Annotated in this window: 20 protein-coding genes; 9 read left to right on the plus strand and 11 right to left on the minus strand. The window is 47.6% G+C overall.

The features are described 5' to 3' along the window. The first annotated feature begins 662 nt into the window (after positions 1-662). Positions 663-1,277 carry a trimeric intracellular cation channel family protein gene (locus tag NH568_RS12965; protein WP_253048014.1) on the plus strand — a complete coding sequence of 205 codons (615 nt, stop codon included), beginning with the start codon at positions 663-665 and terminating at the stop codon, positions 1,275-1,277. A 14-nt stretch (positions 1,278-1,291) separates the two neighbouring features. Further along, on the plus strand, positions 1,292-2,809 hold the full coding sequence (locus tag NH568_RS12970; RefSeq protein ID WP_253048016.1) for a YifB family Mg chelatase-like AAA ATPase: 1,518 nt from the start codon (positions 1,292-1,294) through the stop codon (positions 2,807-2,809). A gap of 6 nt (positions 2,810-2,815) precedes the next feature. On the opposite strand, the gene NH568_RS12975 is transcribed toward NH568_RS12970, so the two are convergent. The 3 genes from NH568_RS12975 to NH568_RS12985 form a co-directional block, all read right to left on the minus strand. Further along, positions 2,816-3,520 carry a response regulator transcription factor gene (locus NH568_RS12975; RefSeq protein ID WP_138551604.1) on the minus strand — a complete coding sequence of 235 codons (705 nt, stop codon included), beginning with the start codon at positions 3,518-3,520 and terminating at the stop codon, positions 2,816-2,818. A 210-nt stretch (positions 3,521-3,730) separates the two neighbouring features. Then, the gene (locus NH568_RS12980; RefSeq protein WP_253048018.1) at positions 3,731-6,184 is read right to left on the minus strand and encodes a prolyl oligopeptidase family serine peptidase; all 2,454 of its coding nucleotides are present in this window, start codon (positions 6,182-6,184) and stop codon (positions 3,731-3,733) included. 89 nt (positions 6,185-6,273) lie between these two features. After that, positions 6,274-7,482, minus strand: a complete 1,209-nt coding sequence (locus NH568_RS12985) for an EAL domain-containing response regulator (protein ID WP_253048020.1) — start codon at positions 7,480-7,482, stop codon at positions 6,274-6,276. 186 nt (positions 7,483-7,668) lie between these two features. Here NH568_RS12985 and NH568_RS12990 point away from each other — a divergent pair, with 186 nt between their 5' ends. Continuing rightward, positions 7,669-8,682 carry a site-2 protease family protein gene (locus tag NH568_RS12990; protein WP_253048022.1) on the plus strand — a complete coding sequence of 338 codons (1,014 nt, stop codon included), beginning with the start codon at positions 7,669-7,671 and terminating at the stop codon, positions 8,680-8,682. A 40-nt stretch (positions 8,683-8,722) separates the two neighbouring features. Here NH568_RS12990 and NH568_RS12995 read toward each other — a convergent pair whose 3' ends face one another. Continuing rightward, positions 8,723-10,036, minus strand: coding sequence for a TIGR00366 family protein (locus tag NH568_RS12995; protein WP_253048024.1), 1,314 nt, complete (start codon positions 10,034-10,036; stop codon positions 8,723-8,725). A 237-nt stretch (positions 10,037-10,273) separates the two neighbouring features. Between NH568_RS12995 and NH568_RS13000 the strand changes: the two genes are divergently transcribed. Then, positions 10,274-10,498, plus strand: coding sequence for a hypothetical protein (locus NH568_RS13000; protein ID WP_054014253.1), 225 nt, complete (start codon positions 10,274-10,276; stop codon positions 10,496-10,498). Here the strand turns inward: NH568_RS13000 and NH568_RS13005 are convergent. Continuing rightward, complete coding sequence (locus NH568_RS13005; RefSeq protein ID WP_253048026.1) at positions 10,490-11,398, minus strand: AEC family transporter; 909 nt, start codon at positions 11,396-11,398, stop codon at positions 10,490-10,492. The two genes, NH568_RS13000 and NH568_RS13005, sit on opposite strands and share 9 nt — an antisense overlap. A 135-nt stretch (positions 11,399-11,533) precedes the next feature. Between NH568_RS13005 and NH568_RS13010 the strand changes: the two genes are divergently transcribed. Beyond that, a complete protein-coding gene (locus tag NH568_RS13010; RefSeq protein WP_253048028.1) occupies positions 11,534-11,908 on the plus strand; it encodes a YacL family protein in 375 nt (124 codons plus the stop codon). Here the strand turns inward: NH568_RS13010 and NH568_RS13015 are convergent. After that, complete coding sequence (locus NH568_RS13015; protein WP_253048030.1) at positions 11,905-12,621, minus strand: 2OG-Fe(II) oxygenase; 717 nt, start codon at positions 12,619-12,621, stop codon at positions 11,905-11,907. The two genes, NH568_RS13010 and NH568_RS13015, sit on opposite strands and share 4 nt — an antisense overlap. A gap of 29 nt (positions 12,622-12,650) precedes the next feature. On the opposite strand from NH568_RS13015, the gene NH568_RS13020 reads away from it, so the two are divergent. Continuing rightward, entirely contained in the window at positions 12,651-13,040 is a 390-nt protein-coding gene (locus NH568_RS13020) for a thioesterase family protein (RefSeq protein ID WP_138546489.1), read from the plus strand. Positions 13,041-13,470: 430 nt separating this feature from the next. Here the strand turns inward: NH568_RS13020 and NH568_RS13025 are convergent, their stop codons facing one another. Together NH568_RS13025 and uvrA are read right to left on the minus strand one after the other, a co-directional pair. Continuing rightward, complete coding sequence (locus NH568_RS13025) at positions 13,471-14,553, minus strand: hypothetical protein (protein WP_253048031.1); 1,083 nt, start codon at positions 14,551-14,553, stop codon at positions 13,471-13,473. Positions 14,554-14,621: 68 nt separating this feature from the next. Beyond that, positions 14,622-17,441 (minus strand): excinuclease ABC subunit UvrA, encoded by a 2,820-nt coding sequence (gene uvrA / locus NH568_RS13030; RefSeq protein ID WP_253048032.1) that lies wholly within the window; start codon positions 17,439-17,441, stop codon positions 14,622-14,624. 124 nt (positions 17,442-17,565) lie between these two features. Between uvrA and NH568_RS13035 the strand changes: the two genes are divergently transcribed. The 3 genes from NH568_RS13035 to ssb all read left to right on the plus strand — a co-directional run bounded on the left by NH568_RS13035 (position 17,566) and on the right by ssb (position 20,506). Further along, positions 17,566-18,318, plus strand: coding sequence for a transporter substrate-binding domain-containing protein (locus NH568_RS13035; protein WP_253048034.1), 753 nt, complete (start codon positions 17,566-17,568; stop codon positions 18,316-18,318). A 97-nt stretch (positions 18,319-18,415) separates the two neighbouring features. Next, positions 18,416-19,783 carry an MFS transporter gene (locus tag NH568_RS13040; RefSeq protein ID WP_253048036.1) on the plus strand — a complete coding sequence of 456 codons (1,368 nt, stop codon included), beginning with the start codon at positions 18,416-18,418 and terminating at the stop codon, positions 19,781-19,783. A gap of 27 nt (positions 19,784-19,810) precedes the next feature. Further along, positions 19,811-20,506, plus strand: coding sequence for a single-stranded DNA-binding protein (ssb, locus tag NH568_RS13045; RefSeq protein WP_138550215.1), 696 nt, complete (start codon positions 19,811-19,813; stop codon positions 20,504-20,506). Between the two features lie 182 nt (positions 20,507-20,688). Here the strand turns inward: ssb and NH568_RS13050 are convergent, their stop codons facing one another. From NH568_RS13050 to NH568_RS13060, 3 genes are read right to left on the minus strand one after another with little or no spacing between them, the layout of a single operon-like run. Next, on the minus strand, positions 20,689-21,927 hold the full coding sequence (locus NH568_RS13050; protein WP_253048038.1) for a serine hydrolase: 1,239 nt from the start codon (positions 21,925-21,927) through the stop codon (positions 20,689-20,691). Between the two features lie 22 nt (positions 21,928-21,949). Beyond that, a complete protein-coding gene (locus NH568_RS13055) occupies positions 21,950-22,684 on the minus strand; it encodes a hypothetical protein (protein ID WP_253048040.1) in 735 nt (244 codons plus the stop codon). Between the two features lie 2 nt (positions 22,685-22,686). Continuing rightward, entirely contained in the window at positions 22,687-23,031 is a 345-nt protein-coding gene (locus NH568_RS13060) for a helix-turn-helix transcriptional regulator (protein ID WP_253048042.1), read from the minus strand. Positions 23,032-23,120 lie beyond the last annotated feature (89 nt).

The following is a 23,120-nucleotide window of genomic DNA, read 5'->3' on the forward strand; positions in this document are numbered from 1 at the left end:
CAGTAGTGAAACGAAATAGCGCCGATGATAGTGTGGGGTTTCCCATGTGAAAGTAGGACATTGCCAAGCTCCTAATAAAAGAAAGCCCGATTCGAAAGAGTCGGGCTTTTTTGCGTTTATGTCATTTATAGAAGCGTGTAGATAGAGCTGTGTTGTCTATTCATCCATGAAGCTTGGTCCCATCGCGCATCCCTGCGCTCACCTCTTCGAACTGCGAAGCGTTGCTTCGGTTTCTCATCGCCCTTCGCGCATCTCGATAATTGCTCCTGTATTATTCTACTTCCCCACATCCATGTGGGTCCTTGCGCTCACTTCCTCGAACTGCGAAGCGTTGCTTCGGTTTGTCGTCACCCTCGCGTTCATTGCGCTGCGAAGCGTTGCTTCAGTCGCAATTCACCCCGCACTTGATGCGGGATCTTCGAACAGGCCACACCGTTAATATGAGTTGCACTACGAATTGACACTCTCTGATGGTATTCCATTGAGGAGGGGGTGTACCCCATAACCTCTTCGCGAAAGTCCACCCATATGGGATGCACAACCCTTGTTAAAGCTTTTACCATTATTGCTGACCATCAGGGTGCGTGGATGATCGGTTAAGCTACTTTATTACTAGAAACTGGGCTAATATCCACTCATGTCAGTATCATAGCGAGAAAATAATGTCTGAACTCTATCATTGGTTCGATTTACTTGGTGTCATGGTTTTTGCCATTTCGGGTACTTTGATTGCTTATAGCAAGCATATGGATGGGTTTGGTGTTGTGGTGCTCGCGACTGTCACAGGCATAGGTGGGGGCACAATTCGTGATGTCATTCTTGATGTACCTGTATTTTGGTTACATGATTCTAGCTACTTTATTGCGATATTTTCGGCGGTTGCGGTCAGTATCTGGACGCTTAATCGGAGAAAACAGATCCCAACTTTATATCTGCAAGTAGCGGATGCTTTTGGTTTAGCTTTCTTCGCGGTGATGGGGGTCCAAAAAGCCCTCAATATCGGTATGCCAGATACAACGGCGGTGATCATGGGAGTACTGACAGGGTGTTTTGGCGGTGTGATCAGAGATGTATTGGCAAGAGAAATACCGCTGTTGTTAAAAGGGGAGTTGTACGCTATCACCTGTATTTTGGGTGGGATCGTTTATACTCAACTCATAGGCTTTAATTTATCAACAGAGGTTGTCATGCTGCTTGCAATGGCCACTACGCTGTTTGCCCGTCTGGCAGCCATGCGTTGGCACATTGTATTGCATGTCTTTAACTACAAAGATTAAACAAAGGACAAGGAATGTCACTAGCGAGAATACTCACACGGGCTCAGGTTGGTATTGAATCTCCTGTAGTAACAGTCGAAGTACACCTTAGCAATGGGCTGCCGAGTTTTAATATTGTAGGCTTGCCCGAAACATCCGTTAAAGAATCAAAAGAGCGCGTGCGCTCCGCGCTGCATAATTCGCGATTTATATTTCCAGACCAACGTATTACGGTGAATTTGGCGCCAGCCGACCTGCCAAAACAAGGGGGGCGGTACGACCTGGCGATTGCCATCGGTATTTTGGTAGCATCGGGGCAGCTCAATGAGCAAACAACACAAGGTTGTGAGTTTTACGGTGAATTAGCGCTTAATGGTGAAATCAGGCCTGTCACTGCAATTATTCCCGTTGTGATGGCTGCCAAAAATGAGCGGCACAAGTGCTACATCCCAGGTCAAAATGTCGCTATGGCTAAACTGGTCGAGTATGAGCACTGCGTCGCTGCAAATACACTCCAAGGACTTTGGTTGGACCTAAGTGGTCAGGCTCAACTCCCTTCAATTGATTGTGCTAAAGTAACACCTGCTGATAGCACACACTTGTGCTTTATGGATATGAGTGATGTTAAAGGGCAACCTATGGCAAAGCGGGCGATCGAAATTGCCGCTGCTGGCGGGCACAATATTTTGTTTCTCGGCCCTCCTGGTACAGGTAAGTCTATGCTGGCGCAACGAATGCCGGGTATTATGCCAAAAATGAGTGTGGAACAAGCGCTGCAAACGGCGGCCGTTTACTCTTTGACTGGTAAGCAGCTGGATCATCATAATTGGCGCAACAGGCCTTTTCGTGCGCCTCACCATACTTGTTCAGCTGTGGCCTTGGTGGGAGGATCTTCAAACCCCAAACCCGGAGAAATCTCCTTAGCGCACAATGGTGTCCTGTTTTTGGATGAGCTACCTGAATATGAGCGTAAGGTACTGGACTCGTTAAGAGAGCCCATGGAAACGGGATTAGTGACCATTTCACGTGCGGCACAACAGGTCGACTTTCCCGCTTCATTTCAGTTGATTGCGGCGCTTAATCCGAGCCCCACGGGCTGCCATACTGATAAAAGGGCCTCTCCTGATCAGGTGCTGAGATATCTGAGTAAGATATCAGGTCCTTTTATAGATCGTATCGATTTGCAAATTGAGTTGCCTCGGTTAAGTACGCAGGAACTACAATCCACAAGGCAGGAAGTGACAAGTGCAGTGATCCGCAATAGGGTGGAGGCTGCATTTGAAATTGCCCTGAAGCGCCAGGGGAAGGCTAATGCCAGGCTCTCGACTCGGGAAATAGAGCAATACTGTGTCCTTAACCCGGAGGTTGCTCAGCTGCTTGCCAGAGCCACAGAGAAGCTTAATCTGTCTCCTCGCTCCTATCATCGTATTATTAAGGTTGCCAGAACGATTGCAGATTTGGCACAGCGCGGAGATATTACGGTCCCCGATTTGAAAGAGGCACTCAGCTATCGGGCATTTGAACGGCTGTTGGGGCAGTTGACCTACAGCTGAGGCCGGTTAGGTTGACAGCATATAGCCTTTGCCGCGTACAGTGACTATCCGCTTTTGTTCTTTTTCGTCACCCAGCTTTTTACGAAGCCGACCAATGAGGACATCCACCGTTCTGTCACTTGGGCTCCAGTCTGGTTGGCCAATGTCTTCCGAAATCTTTGCGCGTGACGTCGCCTTACCAGCATTCGCAATCAGGCAAATAAGTACTTTATGCTCTGCTTCAGTAAGTCGGGCTTCTTCGCCTTGAGGGTTGATGAGCGTACGATTATCTGGGTGCAACTTGAAGTCTGCATATTCAATGAACTCCTCAGATTCGTCCTCTGCTTTAGTGCCTGCAATGCGTTTGTAGAGGGCACGCATGCGTAGTTCAAGTTCCAGAAGATCAACAGGTTTACAGACGTAGTCGTCCGCGCCCTGAGCCAAGCCTGCAATACGGTCAGCTTGCGTATCTCGACTGGATAACATGATCACACCAATGTCAGTCAATGTATTGAGCTCTTTGGCGAGGTTAAGGCCGTCTGTTGCGGGCAATACAACATCTACAATGGCCATATCAAATGGTGTGCCGTCATTGATTTTGCTATGAACGAGCTGCAATGCCTGTGCACCGGTATTATCCAGTGTGAGCTGAAATTCAGTATCAGCAAAATGATTCGAGATCCTTTTTGCCAGTAGGTCATCATCTTCCACCAGAAGCACGTTAATGTTCATAGCACCATAACTTTATCAATAAATCACTTATATATTAGCACTGAGAAAACTGGGCTGAGAAGGGTAAGTTGATTATTTTCAAATAAAAAACAATTTAAATGAAACTTTAGTATGAGGCATGTAAGTGAATAAAAATGTGGTATTTATGAGAAATCATACAGTTGAATGGGTTTTATAAAAAAAGGCAGCACCTAAGTGCTGCCTTACTTGTTATTTACCATAAAGGTGCAACCACCACTGAGGTTGATCTTTCAGGTGTTTATCAAAGTATGCCAACATGGTATCCCACCACTGAAAGCGACGATCGCGGGCGAATATCTGGTGATCCGCTCCTTTTATTTCAATCAGCTCCACATCCTGACCAAGCAGTTTTAGCGCGGTATACATAGTGTGGCTTTCACCAACAGGTACGTTTACATCGGCATCGCCATGTAACAACAACAAAGGTGTCTTAACTTTGTCGGCATGAAAGACTGGACTATGTTGAGAGTACAGCTTCGGGTTATTCCATGGGAAGCTGTGTTTTGACGCTTCACCTGAATAAAGGTAGCCCCACCAACCCTGACCCCAGTATGAGGTAATGTTGGAGATACCTGCATGTGAAATAGAGGCACTGAACATGTCTGTCTTGGTGGTTAGCAACATGGTCATGAAGCCGCCGTAAGAAGCGCCGAGATTGCCCAGGCGATTCTTGTCGACAAATGGATACTCATTAAGAAAAGCCTTGGTGCCTTTGATAATGTCATCAGCCGTTTGTTCACCCCAGGCATTGACATGCTGCGCGGAGAACTCTTGGCCAAATCCGGTTGCTCCTGTCGGTTGCAGAACATAAACCACGTAGCCATTGGCTGCCCACAAGTTAAATGGATATCGACCAGTGAACGCTCTGGAAACGGGTGAAGTACCACCGTAGTAATAAATCAATGCCGGATATTGCTTTGACTTGTCCAGATTATGAGGCAGGTAAACCCGGCCTTTGATCTCGGTGCCCTGGCTGTTGTTGAAGTTAAACTCTTCTAGTTTTGCAATCTCGCTATTTGCATATTCCAGTGGCGTCGAATCCCATAAAGTGCGGGCACGGTTTTTATATATGTTAATCTGCTTGAGTTGTTGAGGTGCAGAAGCTTGTGTGCCTGTCACCAGCAATGCTGGTTTACGGCTATCTGCTACACTGAAACGCTCAACCACATCTAAACCGGTTTTTAGTCGTGTGAACCTGTCTTTGCTGACATCATAGAGATAGAGTTGCTGGCGATCTTCATCAGTGACTTTGGCAATTACATCACCATTGTTTAGAACTTCGATGGAGCCGATGGCGGGATCAAACTGCTTGCTGAGCGCTTTTGCCTGAGTCCCTTGTTTGTCTAACCAGTATAACTGGCCATCATAGTTGTTCGACAGCTGATTTTTATCGACCGTTCTGCCAAGCCCATTTTTAAAGTCAGGGCCCGCAGTCACGTAGATACCTTTCGCGCCGTATTTGGCACTGTTGATGCTACGATACTGGCCAAGCACCTTGCTGGAGCCTTGTGAAAGGTCGTACTCAACCAGCTCTGAGAGCATATGTGGCGGTGCCGAGTAGTCTTGCAAAGCACGAGTGGTGAGTATGTGATTGTTTTGTCCATCGTGATCTTCGAGGGTATGGCTGTGTTTCCCCTCTGTGACCGCTTGTATCATGCCTGTTGCGATATCAAGCAGATAGATTTGCGTGTTGGTACGGGCATATGACCAGCGGTCTTCCAGGCCCTGATAGTGCTTCACAAGTGCTTTGTCATCCTCTGGGGATTTGGACCAGCTAAATATCAAACTTGTGTCGTTAAAGTAGGCGAACCCACTTGCGCCGGCCAGATCTTCAGCAATAACCCGGGACTTTAAAGTCGCAATATCCAATAACTTTAGCTGACCATTCTGGCTATAAACCACTTGCTCGCCATCCTGACGCCAGGCTAATGAGCTGGCATTGACCCCGTCGAGTGTGAATACCACTTTATCGTCTTCATTGTAAACAGTTGTGCTGGTCAGTGCCTGGTTGCCACGATTGCTCTGGTAGTGCTTTTGTGTTGTCACATAATGTTTTGCATTAGGTGCAAAGGAAATGGCGCTGAGAACCGGGGCGTCAAAGAGTTGTTTAGCGGACAGGGAGCGGGTGGGTTTATCGGTAAACAAGAGCGTATCATGGTCGGTTTTACCGTTGAATTCTACAGCCACTTTTTTCCAGTCGTCAGCTTGCTCAACAACGATAATGACCTGGTGGTCACCGGTCGGTAAGTTGAGTGACGAGGTCATTTTGTCAGAGTGGCGCTCACCATTGACAAAAATATGTGCCTTCTCTATGCCATTCAATACCAACTCACCCTGTACAAAGCGGCTGACAGAAAATTCCATTTTCATCGCTTGCAGACCACCCATGGTCAACGCTTTGACCTCTGAAAGCGACTGCCATTCGGCGTCAATACCCAACATAGATATGGCTTTTTCAGAACCCGATAAACTGGGGATCAGGTTTGCAATGATGGTTTTTTGATGTGCGGTATTGTAGGGCTTAATTGTACTGGCCTGACCCAGTGGGCCTATAAATTGAATATCTTGCTTGTCGATTGGAGCAGCACTCAGTGAGGTACTCAGGGCAGACAACAGCAGCAAAGCAGCCGATCTTAACTTCATAGTTTGCGCCTATTGTGGGTAAATTGGACGTATACTATAACATAGACTTTGCGCTTCTCATCCTGAAGTGAGGTTAACTTCTCAACACTTTATGGATTTGAATTGATCATTCTCTGCCAGGAGTGGATCCAGCGTATGAACTCGGGTAATGCTTTAGGGCGGCTGATCAGGTATCCCTGCATCAGCAGGCTATATTTGTATTTTTCCAGATACTGCAATTCTTCAATTCTCTCTATGCCCTCCGCCACAATGTCCATTTGCTGGTTTTGCGCAATGTCAATCAGGCTATCAACCAACACCTGAGAGAAGCGATCTGACTCAATATACGTAATGAGTGAACGATCCAGTTTGATTTCAGTAAATGGCAGGTTTTTTAGCTGCTGTAAATTGGTAAACCCTGTGCCAAAATCATCAAGTGACAAGTCGAATCCACGTAACCTGAGCCGGTTAATGGTTTCGAGTTGCAGGTTACTGACAATAGGTTGGTTCTCCGTGATTTCAATGATCACCTCTTTGGGCTCAAGACGATTGAGTTCCAGGATCAGGGCAAGTTTGTCGGGACACCCGCTGTCATTGAGTTGCACAGGTGAGAGGTTAAAAGCGAGTTTGAAAGGATAGTTGAGCTCCGCTCTGAGTTTCTGGAACTCTTTGGTCGCTTTTTCAAATAGCTGAAAGGTGACCAGGTTGATCAAATCCAGATCCTGAGCAACGCCGATAAAACGATGGGGTAAAAGTGTTTCTCCGTGTTGGTGTGATACGATACGGGCGAGTACCTCGACGCTTTTAATCTTTTTACTACCTCGGTGTACTTTAGGTTGGTAAAACGGCGTGATCTCATTATTGCTGATGGCATACAGGAGTTGCTCTTCTGTCACACAGGGATCTTCAGGATCATCCCCACCAATAAAGCTATCCAGTTTTTTCAGTAGCCTGTCGACATCATTGAGCTGGACAGGTTTGGAAATGTTACCAATCAGATGCGTGTTGTGTTGTCGTGCAAGATTCGCTGCCAGATCCATGACCCGGGTTTCCATCTCAGAGATTATGACGATCCCACCCGGGTATCTAAGCTCGCCTAACTTGCGGATGAGCTCCATACCGTCCATATCAGGCATGTTGAGATCCGTAAAAACGGCGTCATATTGAAGTGGGGTTTGTCTCACCAGATCCAGAGCCTGAGGCGCGCTGGACACAGTCGTAACATAGTCTACCTCCAGCTCTGCCAAAATGGCTTTCATTACGACCAAAATGGCCTGAGAGTCATCTACGACGAGAACGTGCTTAGCCTGATGTTGCATAACGCTATCCTTAGTATGGAACCCAAGTCTAAGTCTAGTACATTGGTTATAGAACGCACATGACAGACGCTCTACTTCATGAAAATATTGTGCTACTCAGGCCGATAGCGGGGTCCGGCAGGGATAGGTACTTGCGTATAAAAAATGCGTATAATGGGCACACTGTATGTTTATTTACGAGTCATCATGACCCGCATTGAATTTCCATTAGCAGGCTATCAGGTGTCTGTATTAGTGAATCGCCAGGAGATCCTCCAGGTATATCAGGATCAGCAATGCCTGGCACACGAGCCAACAGGCGATCGGCAATACTTAGTGGCAGTCGATGGTCATCAACTACGCCTGGATCCAAGCCGCTTACCAGAAGGACTGCTGGCGATTGCCGTTGATAACGAGCCTTGGCAATGGCTCGAAGTGCCTGTCCAGCAACGTGATAACAAAGGCAGCTGGTTTGGCCTGGCGGCTTTAGGTTTTAAGCTGCTAAAAAGTGCCAATGTTGTTAAGGCAGCATTAGCTGGCGCATCTTTAGCGGGTTATGCCTGGCTGTTTTCCTGGCAATTTGCTGTCATGCTGTTGGCGTGTCTTGTCATTCATGAATACGGCCATATCCGTGCTATGCGTTACTTCGGGTTAAAAACAAAAGGAATATACTTAATCCCATTTGTTGGTGGGTTAGCTGTAAGTGAAGACAAACTTACCACACGTTGGCAGAATGTGATTATTTCATTGATGGGCCCTGCTTTTGGTTTATTGGCCTCTCTGGTGGCTGTTGTACTGTACTATGTTACCGGGCTGGAAATATTCGCAGGCGTCGCCGTGCTGAGTGCGTTGTTAAACTTATTGAATATGCTACCGATTGTGCCTCTGGATGGCGGTCATGTAGTGAAAAGTATCAGTTTCTCTATGCGCTCCTGGGCCGGGTTACTTGTTTGTCTGGCAGGGATCCTGCTGGGCGTGGTGATCAGCTATACCTTTGGTCTGATGTTGCTGGTGTTCTTTTTGGTGATTGGTACGATAGATATTTTGCTGGAATGGCGTGGTCGTCATCAGGCGCATTTAATCCCACTGGACCGCTATGGACAGATTGTGTCAACGGCACTCTACGTGATTGTCTCTGGCGGTTTAATTGCCGTTATGTGGCACTTCGCAGACGCTGATAGCGTGTTGCTGAGCTTACCCATCAAAGTGCTGTCAAACTAACTGCTTGCCGGTCAGCGTTATGACCGGCATATCTTTGAGGTTAAGCCAGGGTCAGCAGAAGTGCTATGACAATCCCACTGACCAGCAGCTGGACCAGACAGAACCCCATAATGTCCTTTGCCTTTAAACCAGCAATGGCCAGTACGGGAAGTGCCCAAAATGGTTGTATCAGGTTGGTCCAGGCATCTCCCCAGGCGACGGCCATTGCAACACGTGCAATGTCAGCTCCTAACTCTTGTGCAGCAGGGATAACAATGGGCGCCTGAACGGCCCATTGTCCGCCACCGGAAGGCACAAAAATATTGACCAACCCGGCACTGAGAAAGCTCCACAATGGCAGAGTTGTACTGGTACTGATCTCGACAAAGCCGCTGGAGATCTGTTGTGCCAGTCCGGTTTTGATCATCACGGCCATGATCCCCGCATAAAAGGGAAACTGGATCACAATACCTGCGCCCCCCTTGATCGCTTCTTGTAGGCTGTTCAGTAGATTGACAGGTGTGCGATGTAGCAAGATGGCCAAAAACAAAAACAGTGCAATAACACTATTGAGGTTAAGCGTGCCGCCGGCGACAAAAAAATAATGCAGCAGATAGCCACATCCCAATAACCCTATCAGGGTACCAACCAGTGTACTATTCTCAAGCCGCTCAGCTGGGGTTGGTGAAGCCGGGGGGCTCTGTGGTTCAGGTTGTACCAGTTTTTCAGGATTGACGATAATCTGGGCTTCGGTTGGTGGCAGCATAAAACGGTTAAGCAACGGCATGACCACAAAAAGTGTACCTAAAATAAGCAGATTGAACGGTGCAAACAAAGTCTGACCTGTGTCCAGAATACCTATCTGCGCTTCAGCAAAATGCCCTGTGGTCGCGATGGTCAACGGTACCGAACCTGCCAGCCCGCCGTGCCAGACAATAAACCCGGAGTAAGCACTGGCAACCAGTAGCCGATAATCTACAGCAACCTGGCGCGCGAGTGCTTTGGCGAACAAAGCACCGACCACCAGGCCAAAACCCCAGTTGAGCCAGCTGGCCAGCATGGCAACCAGAGTCACCAGCATAATGGCCTGGGCAGGTGTACGAGCAAAAGTCGCTAATTTATTTAACGCCATGACACAAGGGCGGGTACTGGCTAACATATAGCCACAGACCAAGATCAATAGCATCTGCATGGCAAATTGCAGCAGGTTCCAGAACCCCTGTCCCCAGATAGAGAGTGCCTCTGTCGGTGTCGTGGGAGTGAACATGCTGGCAAGGGCGAGCACCAGCATAGTCAGCAGGCAGACAAAAATATAGGGGTCGGGTAAATAGCGCTCGACCAGTCGGCTGAGTGGCTGTGTTATACGGTTTAGCATGACAAATTCCCATTGAATGTGCGCGACAAACAGCTTCTTGGCTTAGTGATTTAATTCACTAAAAGTTAGTCAATTAAGCTATATTAACAGCTGAGTGAGTCGCATGTTTTTTGTATTTTATTGATTATTAAGTATTTATAATTCTGGCACAGAACGTGTTACAGATAAATCATACGTTTGAATTGTCTGCGCGTCACTATTCAACTGCGCAGTTAAATCTAAAAAAGAGAGGTCTTTATGGCAGGACAGGGTTCAGGAGGCAATGTAATTGCCGCGATATGTAATGTGTTTTTCCCGGGCTTAGGTCAATTAGTGCAGGGACGTTTACTGGCGGCTCTGATCTTTGCAGTCATCTGTGTTGGCGGATATGCACTTTGGTGGTTAGTAGTGCCTGCAGTGTTGGCGGCAATCGTGCAATTATGGTCGATCATTGATGCCGCTAAATACCGTTCTTCAGACTGATAAAATGGCCAGCCACAGGCTCAGTGAGGCGACACTTAACAGTGTAGATAACACTACACTACCAGCACTCACTGCCTGTTGAACCGATAGTTGACGCGCGACCAGGTAAGCGTTAATACCAAGTGGCGCTGCGCTCATCAAGGTGACAACCTGACGCTGCAGTGGTTCCAGCATCAGCAGGGTAGCTGTCAGATAAACACCTAGTGGCAATATCAACAGCTTGACTGTACTGAGTATCAGTGCGGGAAACCACACCGGACGAAACCCATATTGGACCAGGCTGGCACCCAATACAAACAGGGCGCCTGCAATGGCTGGTTTTGCAAACCAGTCCATGCCACTGAGCAGTAAGGTCGGGATAGGTAATTGCAGCAGGTTGGCTATCAATCCAAGGCTGATACTCAGTACAACTGGGTTCAGAAAGAGCGGCTTTAGCCACGTCATACCGCGGGTGTCTTTTTCTCGTGCCAGCATAAAGGTGAGAGAAAACAGCGCTGCGCTGTGCAAAGGGATGATCATAAATACCATTGCCGCGGCCTGTTCACCCAGTGCAGCCAGGATCACTGGGAGTCCCACAACCACTGTATTAGAGTAAGTGCTATTGAGAGCACTAAGCGCAGCTTCTTTAATGGTACATTTTCTGTAAAGTTGCATGGTGCCAACGATGAGCAAATAGATGGCACAGACTGGTAAATAAAAGGCCAGTAGCAGTCTGGCTGATGCAATATCCGACAGCTCTGCACGATACATACTTAAAAATAGCAGTACAGGGATCGCCAGATTAAAAATATAGACGCGGATCCCATCTAATTGTGCAGACGAAATAAACTGGGTGCGGGCAGAGATGAACCCACAGGTGACAACAAAAATCAGCGGAAACAGAATATCAATGAAAGTCACGGGTTACTCGCCAGTTGCGAACGATATTGGATCAGAGTGAAGCGCGTATTATACGGGTTTATCAGAGCTAAACAATGCACTGTCGCGCAGTTAGGGTATACTTACTTAGGTGTTTAATCATAACTTGAAGTTAGTATGGAGTATCAATTTATTCGCGATCCGATTGCTGGATTTCGCGTCAAAATGTCGGCTGAACATGAGCTGGTTGGCCGCTGGCTGAATGATGAGCTTGCTCATGAAGAGGTGCCTGTATTTCTGGCACAACTTGAAGCGTTAAAAACCAGTCGGGATGAACTTTGTCTTGAAGGGCGGGAAGTGCGATTAACCGTCTCACACCAGGAAGCGATCTTTGAAGCCCATGATTTATACCACGAACAATCGGATGCGCTATCCGCTTTCAGTGATGACGCACTGTCTCTGGAAGAGTATGGCCTGAGTGCAGGTTGTGGCTTCGAAGATTTCGAAGCCTTGCTGCTCGACTGGCAGGAATTTATCCGTCGTCGTCGCTAGCTCGTTGCTTGCTGAGGCGGGGCTCCATATAGTTGCTCCGCCCGGTTAAATAGCACCCAGGATGTAAGAATATACTTGTCATTAGAGCGTGGCATGTTACCCCGATGCGTATGTGTGAAATAGGCTGGTGCAATAACCATAGAACCTTGTTTTGGTTTAATCAGCTTATCTTGATAATGAAACTCGGTTTCGCCGCCTTCCTCTACATCGTTGAGGTAAAACATAAACAAGAGTACGCGGTGCAACGCTTCGTTATGTTGTAATTGCGGGTAAACTTCGCTGTGCCAATAGGGGTAACCGCCTTTGTTGATCGGGTAACGTTGGGCCTGAATTGACCCTAAACGAAACAATTGTTGGGTTAAAATAGGTAATTGCGGTTTACCCACTTCCTCAAAATTATCAACGGTTAAATTGACTGGCTGGCCAGTTTTCGGGTGGAATACACTCAGCCCGAACGCGCCGATCATCATAAAGAAATGCTCTTCAATATAATCGAACAGGTATTTTGACGTGGTTTGTTGAATGTGTGTTAATTGCTGAGCATAATCCGGGTATTGATTTAAATACAGATCCTGACTGACTTTCTTACTGAGATCGATACCGCCTGAGGTTGTACCCTGCGCCAGGTGGGGGCTGTTATCAAAAGTCTGAATAAACTGCTGGCAGAATTCGGGACTCAGTGCATTTTCATAAATGCGAATAAAATCAGTCATGTTGATATCCAAAATTGGTTAGAATTATTATGTTGTCAGAAACTCTTATGCCCCGTTTTAGTGAAACGGACGTCCTCGGACACATCAACAATACCGCACTCCCGGTATGGTTTGAAGCGGCGCGCACCCCTATTTTCAAAATTTTTACACCAGACCTTAATCCACATCAATGGAAGCTGATTGTTGCCAAAGTGGAGGTAACCTTTAAAGGCGAGTTGTTTTACGGGCAACAAGTTGAAGTTAAAACCGCCATTGAGAAGGTTGGTAACAGCTCTTTTGTGATCCTTCAGCAGGCCTGGCAGCACGGGGAGTGCTGCGCAGAAGGGCGCACAGTAATGGTGCGTTATGATTTTGCAAACAAAACTTCTCAGGCTCTGAATGATAAAGAAAAAGCTGAGCTGGCTGCTTACGCGCTTTAGATTTCACGCGCCATCTGACTCAACGATTCGTTGTCAGGTGTTGCCTGAAACTGGTGTCCAACGGCTGCGAAGATACAGGGGGTCACCACCAATTCATATCAGCTACAGATTGTGTTGTGTTGCCCGAGGGCATTGATGTCCAATAGCCGCAGCGGTGCTGGGGTTCACCACCAATTCATGTCAGCTACCGACTGTCATGCGTTGCCCGAAGACATGGTAGCCCAATAGCCGCAGAGATGCTGGGGCTCACCACCAATTCATGTCAGCTAGCGACTGTCATGCGTTGCCCGAAGACATGGAAGTCCAATAGCCGCAGAGGTGCTGGGGCTCACCACCAATTCATGTCAGCTAGCGACTGTCATGCGTTGCCCGAGGGCATTGATGTCCAATAGCCGCAGAGGTGCTGGGGCTCACCACCAATTCATGTCAGCTACCGACTGCCTGGCGTTGCCCGAAACTGGTGTCCGATGGCTGCGGAGATACAGGGTTTCACCACAAATTCATACCGGGTAGGCTCACCTTCAATTTTAGTGATCTCAAGCAGTTCGTAATCATTTAGCTCAATGATTCGGGTACCGGGTGTTATCTCACAGCGTGAGCGACTATCCGATTCATACTCATAAATGAAGTAAGTGAGTACGTTCTGCAGATGACGCTCGTATTTATCGGCATTTTTTTCAAAGGCGGATAACTGTACCTTAATTTCTTCAAGCTCAGCTTGTTTCTCTGCCAGTTTAGCTTGCGCTACATCATCGACCCCAGAACCTGCAATGGCGTCAACATTTGCGCGTGCGATGGCATTTTGAGCCTCTTCTGGTACGGCAACATTGACCTTAATTGATTGGCCGGTAAAGCCTTCGAAGATATGTTGCAAAAAACTATTCACACCACGTGACATACCAGTAGAAGAAATAAATATGGCCATTTGGTAGAGTAAAAACAGTCCGAAGAAAAAGCGCACCAATCCGGTGGTAACAGGATACTGATAGTCCGGGCTGTGCCACCATTTATGTAAACCAAAGGGTCTTAACAACATCAGCACAAACAAATAAACAGGCTGGATGAGTTGTAACAGGATCAGCAGCAGGATGCTGGTGGTGACAAACCAGGTTGGCACAGATAGCAGCATACTAAAGTTATGCGAATAGGGGAGATGATCGGCATTCACTCCGGTGATGTCATTGACCATACCAGCCGCCTGTGCCAGCGCATAGTTGGCAATAAACGCGTAGAACAATAAGATCACAGCTTTGCCGGGCAGGCTTTCCCAGAGGTGAATAAACCTGGGCCAGAACTCTCGGGTCATAGCTATCAGTGCCAGAACCGATGCGCCCAGATACAGGGGACTGTCTTCAGGCGCTTCATTAAAAATGCCAAGCAGGCAGAGTATGGTTGCCGAGCAATAACAACGTTGGGCGACATTTAGCGCCTGCCAAAATGCCAGCCATTTTTTGTGGATGACCTGCAACGGGGTTAATGCATTCTGTATGGCTCCAGGTATTGTCAGTTTCATTATTATTATTCCATTCCCTGACGTACTCATTATTGTGGGGGAGAGACTCCCCCCTTTTAGATGCTCCGTTATAGCATAGGCTTGAGGTATCGACCAGTGTGAGAGGCTGTGCAGTTTGCAACCTCCTCTGGTGTACCTGAAATAAGAATTTGGCCTCCGCCTGCGCCGCCTTCCGGGCCCAGATCGACGATCCAGTCTGCGGTTTTTATGACGTCCAGATTGTGCTCTATCACCACGACAGTGTTACCATGATCGCGTAAGCGGTGCAGAACCACCAGTAACTGTTGAATATCGTGGAAGTGCAGGCCGGTGGTGGGCTCATCCAGAATATAGAGGGTTTTACCTGTGTCTCGCTTAGATAGCTCTCGGGCCAATTTAACCCTCTGCGCTTCACCGCCAGACAAGGTGGTTGCAGCCTGGCCCAGTCGAATGTACGACAGGCCCACGTCCATCAGGGTTTGTAGTTTGCGTTTAATGGCCGGGATCTTATCAAAGAATTCACGGGCATCTTCTACCGTCATCTCCAATACTTCGTGAATGTTTTTGCCCTTATAAAGGACTTCTAAGGTCTCACGATTGTATCGCTTACCTGTACACACATCACAGGGGACATAGACATCAGGCAGGAAGTGCATTTCGACCTTGATCACCCCGTCGCCCTGACAGGCTTCACAGCGACCACCTTTCACGTTAAAGCTGAAACGACCTACTTTGTATCCCCGAGAACGTGCTTCCTGAGTACCAGCGAACAATTCCCGGATCGCTGTAAATATCCCGGTGTAGGTGGCCGGGTTTGAGCGTGGTGTACGTCCAATAGGGCTTTGGTCTATGTCGATCACTTTGTCAAAGTGTTCCAGGCCTTCAATCGACTGATAAGGCGACGGTTCAGCGACCGTAGCACCATTGAGCTCTCTGTGAGCTAGCTTGAACAGTGTGTCGTTTATGAGTGTCGATTTACCTGATCCAGATACACCAGTGACACACGTCATCAGACCAAATGGGATCTCCAGGTTAACGTCCTTAAGATTATTTCCACTTGCGCCATTGAGTGCCAGCCATTGTTCGCCCGGCTGATGACGCTGTGCAGGGACTGCAATGGCTTGTTTGCCACTGAGATACTGTCCGGTCAGTGATTCCGGGTTGGTCATAATGTCGTCGCGACTACCTTCTGCGACCACATAACCACCATGTACGCCAGCACCCGGACCAATATCAATAATGTGATCCGCTGCTCGGATAGCATCCTCATCATGCTCAACTACAATCACAGTGTTACCGAGATCGCGTAGATGGGTGAGGGTACTCAGTAATCGATCATTGTCTCTTTGGTGCAGACCGATTGACGGCTCGTCAAGTACATACATGACCCCAACCAGACCGGCACCAATCTGGCTGGCTAATCGGATCCTTTGAGCTTCACCACCGGAGAGGGTATCGGCACTGCGCTCCAGTGACAGATAATTCAGGCCGACATTAATCAAGAAGGACAGGCGATCACGGATCTCTTTAAGTACCTTTTCTGCGATCTTGGCCTTCTGGCCGCTGAGGGTCAGGTCACCGAAAAAGTCACACGCTTCGCCAATACTCATAGTGGTAACAGCTGGCAAATTAGTGGCACCAATGAATACGTGGCGCGCTTCTTCTCTCAGTCGAGAACCTTCGCATTTTGGGCATGCCTGGCTGGTCTGGTATTTAGCCAATTCTTCACGGACTGAGGCTGACTCTGTTTCCCGGTAGCGGCGATTCATATTATTCAACACGCCTTCGAACTCATGGTTCCGAGTTATTAAATCACCTCTGTCGTTACGATAATTGAAGGCAATTTTGGTTCGTCCTGAGCCTTCAAGTACCACTTTTTGCGCTTCTTGTGGTAAATCCTGAAATGGCACTTCCAGATCAAAGTCATAATGCTCGGCCACGGAACTGAGCATCTGGTAATAATAGAAACTACGTTTATCCCAGCCCTTAATGGCGCCACCGGACAGGCTCAGCTCTGGGTTTTGCACAACCCTGCTGGGGTCAAAAAACTGTCTTACACCAAGGCCGTCACAACTCTGACAGGCTCCTGCGGGGTTGTTGAAAGAGAACAGGCGAGGCTCAAGCTCGGTCATGGCATAGCCACATGTTGGACAGGCAAAGTTGGCTGAAAATATCAACTCTTCTTCAAGACTGTCATCCATCGCGGCCACCACAGCGATGCCATCGGCCAGTTCCAGCGCGGTTTCAAAAGATTCCGCGAGTCTTTGTTCCAGTCCTTCCTTTACTTTAAACCGGTCAACCACCACTTCAATGGTATGCTTTTTATGTAATTCCAGTGTTGGTGGATCGGATAAGTCGCATACCTCACCATCAATACGAGCGCGGATAAAGCCCTGGCTGGCAAGCTGCTCCAGGAGCTTGACGTGCTCCCCTTTGCGGTTTTTCACCACCGGGGCAAGCAGCATCAGCTTGCTGCCTTCGGGGTGGGCCAGTACCGTATCCACCATCTGACTGATGGTTTGGGCTTTGAGAGGCAGATCATGCGTCGGGCAGCGTGGCTCACCAACTCGGGCAAACAATAAGCGCAAATAATCATAAATTTCAGTGATGGTCCCGACCGTTGAGCGCGGATTATGAGAAGTCGACTTCTGCTCAATGGAAATCGCCGGCGAAAGCCCTTCGATGTGATCAACGTCAGGCTTTTCCATCAGTGACAGGAATTGTCTGGCATACGCTGAGAGCGATTCGACATAGCGGCGCTGCCCTTCGGCATATAAGGTGTCGAATGCCAGCGATGATTTCCCCGACCCCGACAGGCCGGTGATCACAATGAGCTTGTCGCGCGGTATTGTCAGAGAGATGTCTTTGAGGTTGTGCGTGCGTGCACCTCTAACTTCTATTTTATCCATGGTGGCCTTATTTGCTGTACAAACTTACAGTGTTTTTCTCAGACTCCAAGAGTACCCTATCCTGTCTGTAAAATTAAGCTATCTTGACTAAACTTACGAGAAACCTTGAAACTGGGGATCACAATTGTATTGGCTCGTTCTGATATGCGTACTGTTTACCCCGGTGACAGCCAGCTGCGAGCTGATTGTCCGATTTGAAAACTACGCAGCGCAATCTCGACAAGATAATAATCTGACTTGGCATGGGCTGGACGTCGACTTTGCCAGAGCTCTGCTAGATGAGGCCGGCTGTCACTATCAGTTTATTAATGTCCCCTGGGGACGGGCACTGAAAATGCTGGCGGAAGGCGAGCTTGATATGGTACTCAGTGTCAGCCGTACGCCCGAACGGGAGCAATTTGCCTATTTTATTGGCCCGCAAAGAATGGAAACAATCGTGTTTGCCATGAGTCGCTCACGCCCGTTTGCAGTACATACACTGACCGATCTATTTACCTTGCCTGTGCCTGTCGCTATTCAGCGAGAAGCGTTTTACGGTCATGCATTCAATGAACGGTTATTATTAGAACAAAGCAAGGTTGAATCGCAACGATTTATCTATGTGGCAGACAACCAGCGCAAGCTAAGTTTGCTTAAGCATGGGCGAATTGCCGGGTTTCTGGAAGAGAAATTTAACGTTCTGTACCAGTCGCAACACAATCCGGACTTTGCCCAGATCACTGTGAGCCCGCTGGTGGTGAACCGAGAGCCAGTTTATTATGCCATGAGCAAACAGTCAGTGTCGGCCAGGGAGTTGCAGCAGCTGGCGGCAGCGTTTAAGCGGTTGCAACACTCAGGCCGTCTAAAGCAGATCCTGGCCAAATATGGATTAGACTAATTACCGGTTTTTCTCACTAAAATCCGCTCTGGTCGTCAACACTTGGTTACTTTTTTGCTAGACTAGCGCCTGTTTTTGTCTTAGCCAAATAAGTGTCATGTCGAAACAATCACTTAACTCTCTTGAAAAACGTGCTGCTATTTCACTGGCCAGTGTCTTTGCCTTTCGGATGCTCGGGCTGTTTATGCTCATGCCCGTGTTGGCCATTTATGGTCAGTCACTCACTGATGTGTCGCCATTGTGGATTGGTCTGGCAATTGGAGCTTACGGACTGACACAGGCGTTACTGCAAATTCCCATGGGGTGGTTGTCTGATAAATTTGGCCGCAAACCGATTATTGTTGCTGGATTAATTATGTTTGCTATTGGCTCTGTGGTAGCGGCACTGGCTGACTCGATTTACTGGGTGACAGCAGGGCGAGCCTTGCAGGGCATGGGCGCGATTGCAAGTGCTTTGCTGGCGCTGGCTTCTGATCTAAGCCGAGATGAACAGCGACCCAAAGTCATGGCTGTCATTGGTATGTGTATCGGTATGAGCTTTGCCGTAGCGATGTTGTTGGGTCCTATGGTTGCTGCTGCTTTTGGCATAGCGGGAATTTTCTGGCTGACGGCGGCACTGGCTGTACTGGGGATCGGAATAGTGATGTTTATCGTGCCAAGTGCAGTAAACCGGGCGCCCAAAGGAGACACGGTAGCCAGCATGGCAGATATTCGTCAGTTAGTGCGTCATCCGCAGCTGGTAAGACTGGATCTGGGCGTGTTGCTGCTACACTTAACTTTGACGACGTTATTTGTCGCGCTGCCGGGTCAGCTCATTGCTGATGGTTTGGCTGCGCAGGACCATTGGCAATTGTATATCCCCGTTTTATTGCTTGCGTTCGTATTGATGGCGCCGCTGATGATAGTGGCCATTCGTAAGCAAAAAGAGAAACAGGTATTTCTGGCGTCGATAGCCCTACTGGTGCTGAGCACGCTGGCTTTAATCCCAGCGGCAAACTCACTGGTAGGGATAGCGGTAGCGATGACAGTGTATTTCATTGCGTTTAACTTTCTTGAGGCAACGATGCCTGCTTTGGTTTCGCGCATTGCCCCGGCGACCCAAAAAGGTTCTGCAATGGGTGTCTTTTCCTCTTCGCAATTTTTTGGTGCATTTGCAGGTGGTGTGATGGGAGGTTATCTGGCGCAGCAGTTTAATCCTCAAACTGTGTTTGCTGCGGCTGCGGCAATTGGGGTAATATGGCTATTTATTGCGTGGCGTATGCAAATCCCGGTGCGAAGTAAAACACTCAGTTTTGTAACTGACGTGGACGAGCCTGAGCGAGCCGATGCTTTGGCCGATCAGCTGGTCGCGTTACCCGGGGTAATCGAAGCGACCGTTGTCAGTGAAGAAAATCGTACCTACTTGAAAGTAAACGATAAAGAATTTGATTTAAACCAAGCAAAGCAAGCCCTGGGCTTGCGCTAGCTTGCAATAGTGTGAGGAGAGGGTGCCATGGCACGCGGTGTAAACAAAGTTATTTTGGTTGGTAATTTAGGCCAAGATCCTGAAGTACGTTATATGCCTAACGGAAACGGCGTAGCGAACATCAGCATTGCAACGACCGACAGTTGGAAAGACAAAAACACAGGTCAGATGCAAGAGCGCACTGAATGGCACCGTGTAGTGCTATTCGGTAAGCTGGCAGAAGTAGCGGGCGAATACTTACGCAAGGGTTCACAAGTCTATATCGAAGGTCGTCTGCAGACTCGTAAGTGGACTGATCAAGGTGGTCAGGAGCGCTATACGACAGAGATCGTTGTTGATATGGGTGGCCAGATGCAAATGCTGGGTGGCCGCGGTGAACAAGGCGGTGGTCAGTACCAGGGTGGACAGCAGGGCGGCCAAAACTATGGTCAGTCTAACCAGTCTAACTATGGCAACCAGGGTGGTCAGTCTCAGTACGGACAACAGCAGCAGGGCGGTTTTGCACCTCAGCAAGCACAACAGCCTCAGCAAAACCAACAGCAAGGCGGCGGCTTTGGTGGTGGTCAGTCTATGGGTCAGCAACCGCAGCATAATGCGCCTGCACAAGGTGGTTTCGCTCCTCAGCAAGGCAATGCAGGTGGTAACACCGGTGGCAATGCAAGTGGCAGCGCCAGCAACCCAATGGAACCGCCTATCGACTTTGATGACGATATTCCGTTCTAATCAAAGACAAATATTATTAGTGTTGGAAAATACTCTGAAAAGCCGCGGTTGAGCGGCTTTTTTAGTTTATTGGAAAACGAGTTGTAAGATTAGTACGAATAGGTGTGCACTTTCACTTGAATGTGTCTGCTGATCGCCGACGGCCCCAAACCTCCCCGAGCAATAAGCAGTCATCTGAGACGCTAACTCACAAATGCAGGCAAGATCCGCTCAGCTACAATTTGCTGTGTTGCGTGGTCAACGTGATGCGCAGTTATTGCAATAATTAAGTCTAATTCTTCAATCAAAATGATGTATATTCCTCCCCCTCCTTGGGCAGAGACACTCGCATATTTCTTATCCTTGTACTGAAGATCTGAACTCCACCAATAATAGCCATATCCCTGATTAGAAACGTCTTTGCCATCACCGAAAATTTCATCATCTCCTGTGGTGATAAGTTTACTTGTGGATCTGGTCATAAAATCACGGTTAATTATTTGCTTGTCTTTCCATTTGCCTTTGTTTGCCGCGAGTATGCCCATTTTTATCATGTCCCTCGAAGTTAAACTCGATCTCCATATCGACTCGGGTAATCCACTCGGTGCCGTTTTCCAATGAAAATTTGTAATGTCTAATTGTCCCAATAGCTCTTTCTCAATGAATTTTTCAACATTGCCGGGTACAACCGCCTCGATTACCTGCATAATAAGCTGAGGACCAATATCGTAATAAAAGCTTTTCGATTCGGGAGTTATGGCTGCACTGTTTGCAAAAAGAAATTGAATTTCTTTTTGCCCTTTGACTAATGGAGGGTTCTCCATCATAGACTTGCGGGTTGCATTGCTGATCCGAAGACCGGTTGTCATGGTTAAAGCCTGGTGTAAGGTAATATGACTTGCGCCGTCAACAAACTTTGAAGCGTCCAGCTTGTCCAGAAAGCCTGCCACGGGCTTATCCAAATCATCCATGCTGAGGTAACCCAATTGAATGGCACGACCAAGCAACATGCCTGTATAAGCTTTAGTAACGGATGATTGGGGGTGGGATAAATCTACGCGGCCTCTGAGGTAATATGACTCAAACAGCAGCTTGCCCTTATGGTGAATTAGAAGGCTGTCAAAATTACCGTGCTGTTTTTTGGCAAGTTCGTCAGCCAGTGCAAGGATATTGGCTTTTTTACCGCCGTCAATGCCCAACTCACCAACCGCTAAGCCATCGCTTCTTAGAGCTGGCTTAACATCAATGAAAGCTTGTGGTAGTACAGAGATATCCCAAAACTCACGATTTATTTCAGGTTGCCTCCAGTGTCGTATTATTGCTTCCTCATCGCTGGCCGTTGGTGCCATTTTATTTACTGGCGTTAAAGATGCTTCATTACCCATGCTTGCAAAGCTACAGACAATAAAAGGCAGTAGCAGTGTGTATTTCACGCGAGCCATAACCTCTCCTTATAGTTCTATTTTATTTATTAAATTCAAATCGTTCTGTTTTTATCTGCTGTAATTTGCGATGGATAATGTAGCTTACAGGTGGTAGCTGATATAGCAGGCAAAGAATACCGGTCGCAACAATGGGCCCTATTTGCCTTGCTTCAAAGCTATGATGTGCGATATGCATGATGCTCCATAAGTAAGGAATGAAAGCAAGTGAATAACCACATATAGCGAGTTCAATGATGGAAGCTTGTTGTTGTTTATATAAATAGAGCATCATTGCGATACTGAAGAACGAGATGAGCAAAGACTCGAAATGTATAAACATGCCCCATTCAGCCAGCGCTAAAATGTCCCAGAAATTGTGCCAAAAATGTGCACTAAAGAGCGCCGTATGAACTTTTCCTTGTAGCAGTTCATCCCAAAAAGTTTCAGAAATAAAGGTTGGGTCGTTCAATATGGACAGCAATACAATTAAACCCGCAGTCACAACGAACATGATAAGTGGCAAGTAAAAATTCAATCGCCCCAATACATCGACAGAAGCCAGTTTTTTCTGTAGATAAATCAAGCTTGTTTCAAGAGTTTGCTGCCAATACCATTGACTAGCATGTTTGATACTTTGTTTCGCTCGTAAGTTAAACTCTTCTTCAAGGTCGCCCAGAACACTTTCTACCAGTCGATGAGGGAGCAATATCGAGAGAATTTTATTTGCCAGTGCTGGCGGTTTGACATCTGATTTCTTGTCTGAGTAGAGGCTCATTGCTACACCTCCTGAGATAAAGCATGGCGAATAGATAGTCCGTGCCATAATGTATCCATTGCCTGCCTGGCACGCTTAAGTGCATTATGGCCTTGCGCAGTCACTTTGAAATAGCGTTTTGCTCGGCCACCTCGCTGAGCTGTGGCTTCACCTAGTCGTGATTCCACCATACCTTTACGCTCCAATCGCTCTAGTGTTGAATAGAGTGCGCCAATGGCGACATTGCGATCTACTTGTTCTGCCAATAGTTGCCTAATCGCTGCACCATACGCTTCATTTTCAAGATGAAGTAACGCAAGCATAGTCATTTGTTCGAATTCACCTAAGAATTTATCTTTTTCAGACATAACAGAAAGCCTTTAAAATTAATTTTCTTATTTTTACTACAAAATAGGAATTTACTGCAAGATATTATTACTACAATGTAGTTTTATTT

Origin of the sequence: Pseudoalteromonas sp. XMcav2-N (assembly GCF_024124545.1) — a bacterium.
In the GTDB taxonomy this organism is placed as follows: Bacteria; Pseudomonadota; Gammaproteobacteria; order Enterobacterales; family Alteromonadaceae; genus Pseudoalteromonas.

What these genes read in the sequence shown, in the direction of transcription:
- NH568_RS12965 (WP_253048014.1), top strand. Translation starts at nt 663, where the DNA reads ATGTCTGAACTCTATCATTGGTTCGATTTACTTGGTGTCATGGTTTTT.
- NH568_RS12970 (WP_253048016.1), top strand. Translation starts at nt 1,292, where the DNA reads ATGTCACTAGCGAGAATACTCACACGGGCTCAGGTTGGTATTGAATCT.
- NH568_RS12975 (WP_138551604.1), bottom strand. Translation starts at nt 3,520, where the DNA reads ATGAACATTAACGTGCTTCTGGTGGAAGATGATGACCTACTGGCAAAA.
- NH568_RS12980 (WP_253048018.1), bottom strand. Translation starts at nt 6,184, where the DNA reads ATGAAGTTAAGATCGGCTGCTTTGCTGCTGTTGTCTGCCCTGAGTACC.
- NH568_RS12985 (WP_253048020.1), bottom strand. Translation starts at nt 7,482, where the DNA reads ATGCAACATCAGGCTAAGCACGTTCTCGTCGTAGATGACTCTCAGGCC.
- NH568_RS12990 (WP_253048022.1), top strand. Translation starts at nt 7,669, where the DNA reads ATGACCCGCATTGAATTTCCATTAGCAGGCTATCAGGTGTCTGTATTA.
- NH568_RS12995 (WP_253048024.1), bottom strand. Translation starts at nt 10,036, where the DNA reads ATGCTAAACCGTATAACACAGCCACTCAGCCGACTGGTCGAGCGCTAT.
- NH568_RS13000 (WP_054014253.1), top strand. Translation starts at nt 10,274, where the DNA reads ATGGCAGGACAGGGTTCAGGAGGCAATGTAATTGCCGCGATATGTAAT.
- NH568_RS13010 (WP_253048028.1), top strand. Translation starts at nt 11,534, where the DNA reads ATGGAGTATCAATTTATTCGCGATCCGATTGCTGGATTTCGCGTCAAA.
- NH568_RS13015 (WP_253048030.1), bottom strand. Translation starts at nt 12,621, where the DNA reads ATGACTGATTTTATTCGCATTTATGAAAATGCACTGAGTCCCGAATTC.
- NH568_RS13020 (WP_138546489.1), top strand. Translation starts at nt 12,651, where the DNA reads ATGTTGTCAGAAACTCTTATGCCCCGTTTTAGTGAAACGGACGTCCTC.
- NH568_RS13025 (WP_253048031.1), bottom strand. Translation starts at nt 14,553, where the DNA reads ATGAAACTGACAATACCTGGAGCCATACAGAATGCATTAACCCCGTTG.
- uvrA (WP_253048032.1), bottom strand. Translation starts at nt 17,441, where the DNA reads ATGGATAAAATAGAAGTTAGAGGTGCACGCACGCACAACCTCAAAGAC.
- NH568_RS13040 (WP_253048036.1), top strand. Translation starts at nt 18,416, where the DNA reads ATGTCGAAACAATCACTTAACTCTCTTGAAAAACGTGCTGCTATTTCA.
- ssb (WP_138550215.1), top strand. Translation starts at nt 19,811, where the DNA reads ATGGCACGCGGTGTAAACAAAGTTATTTTGGTTGGTAATTTAGGCCAA.
- NH568_RS13050 (WP_253048038.1), bottom strand. Translation starts at nt 21,927, where the DNA reads ATGGCTCGCGTGAAATACACACTGCTACTGCCTTTTATTGTCTGTAGC.
- NH568_RS13055 (WP_253048040.1), bottom strand. Translation starts at nt 22,684, where the DNA reads ATGAGCCTCTACTCAGACAAGAAATCAGATGTCAAACCGCCAGCACTG.
- NH568_RS13060 (WP_253048042.1), bottom strand. Translation starts at nt 23,031, where the DNA reads ATGTCTGAAAAAGATAAATTCTTAGGTGAATTCGAACAAATGACTATG.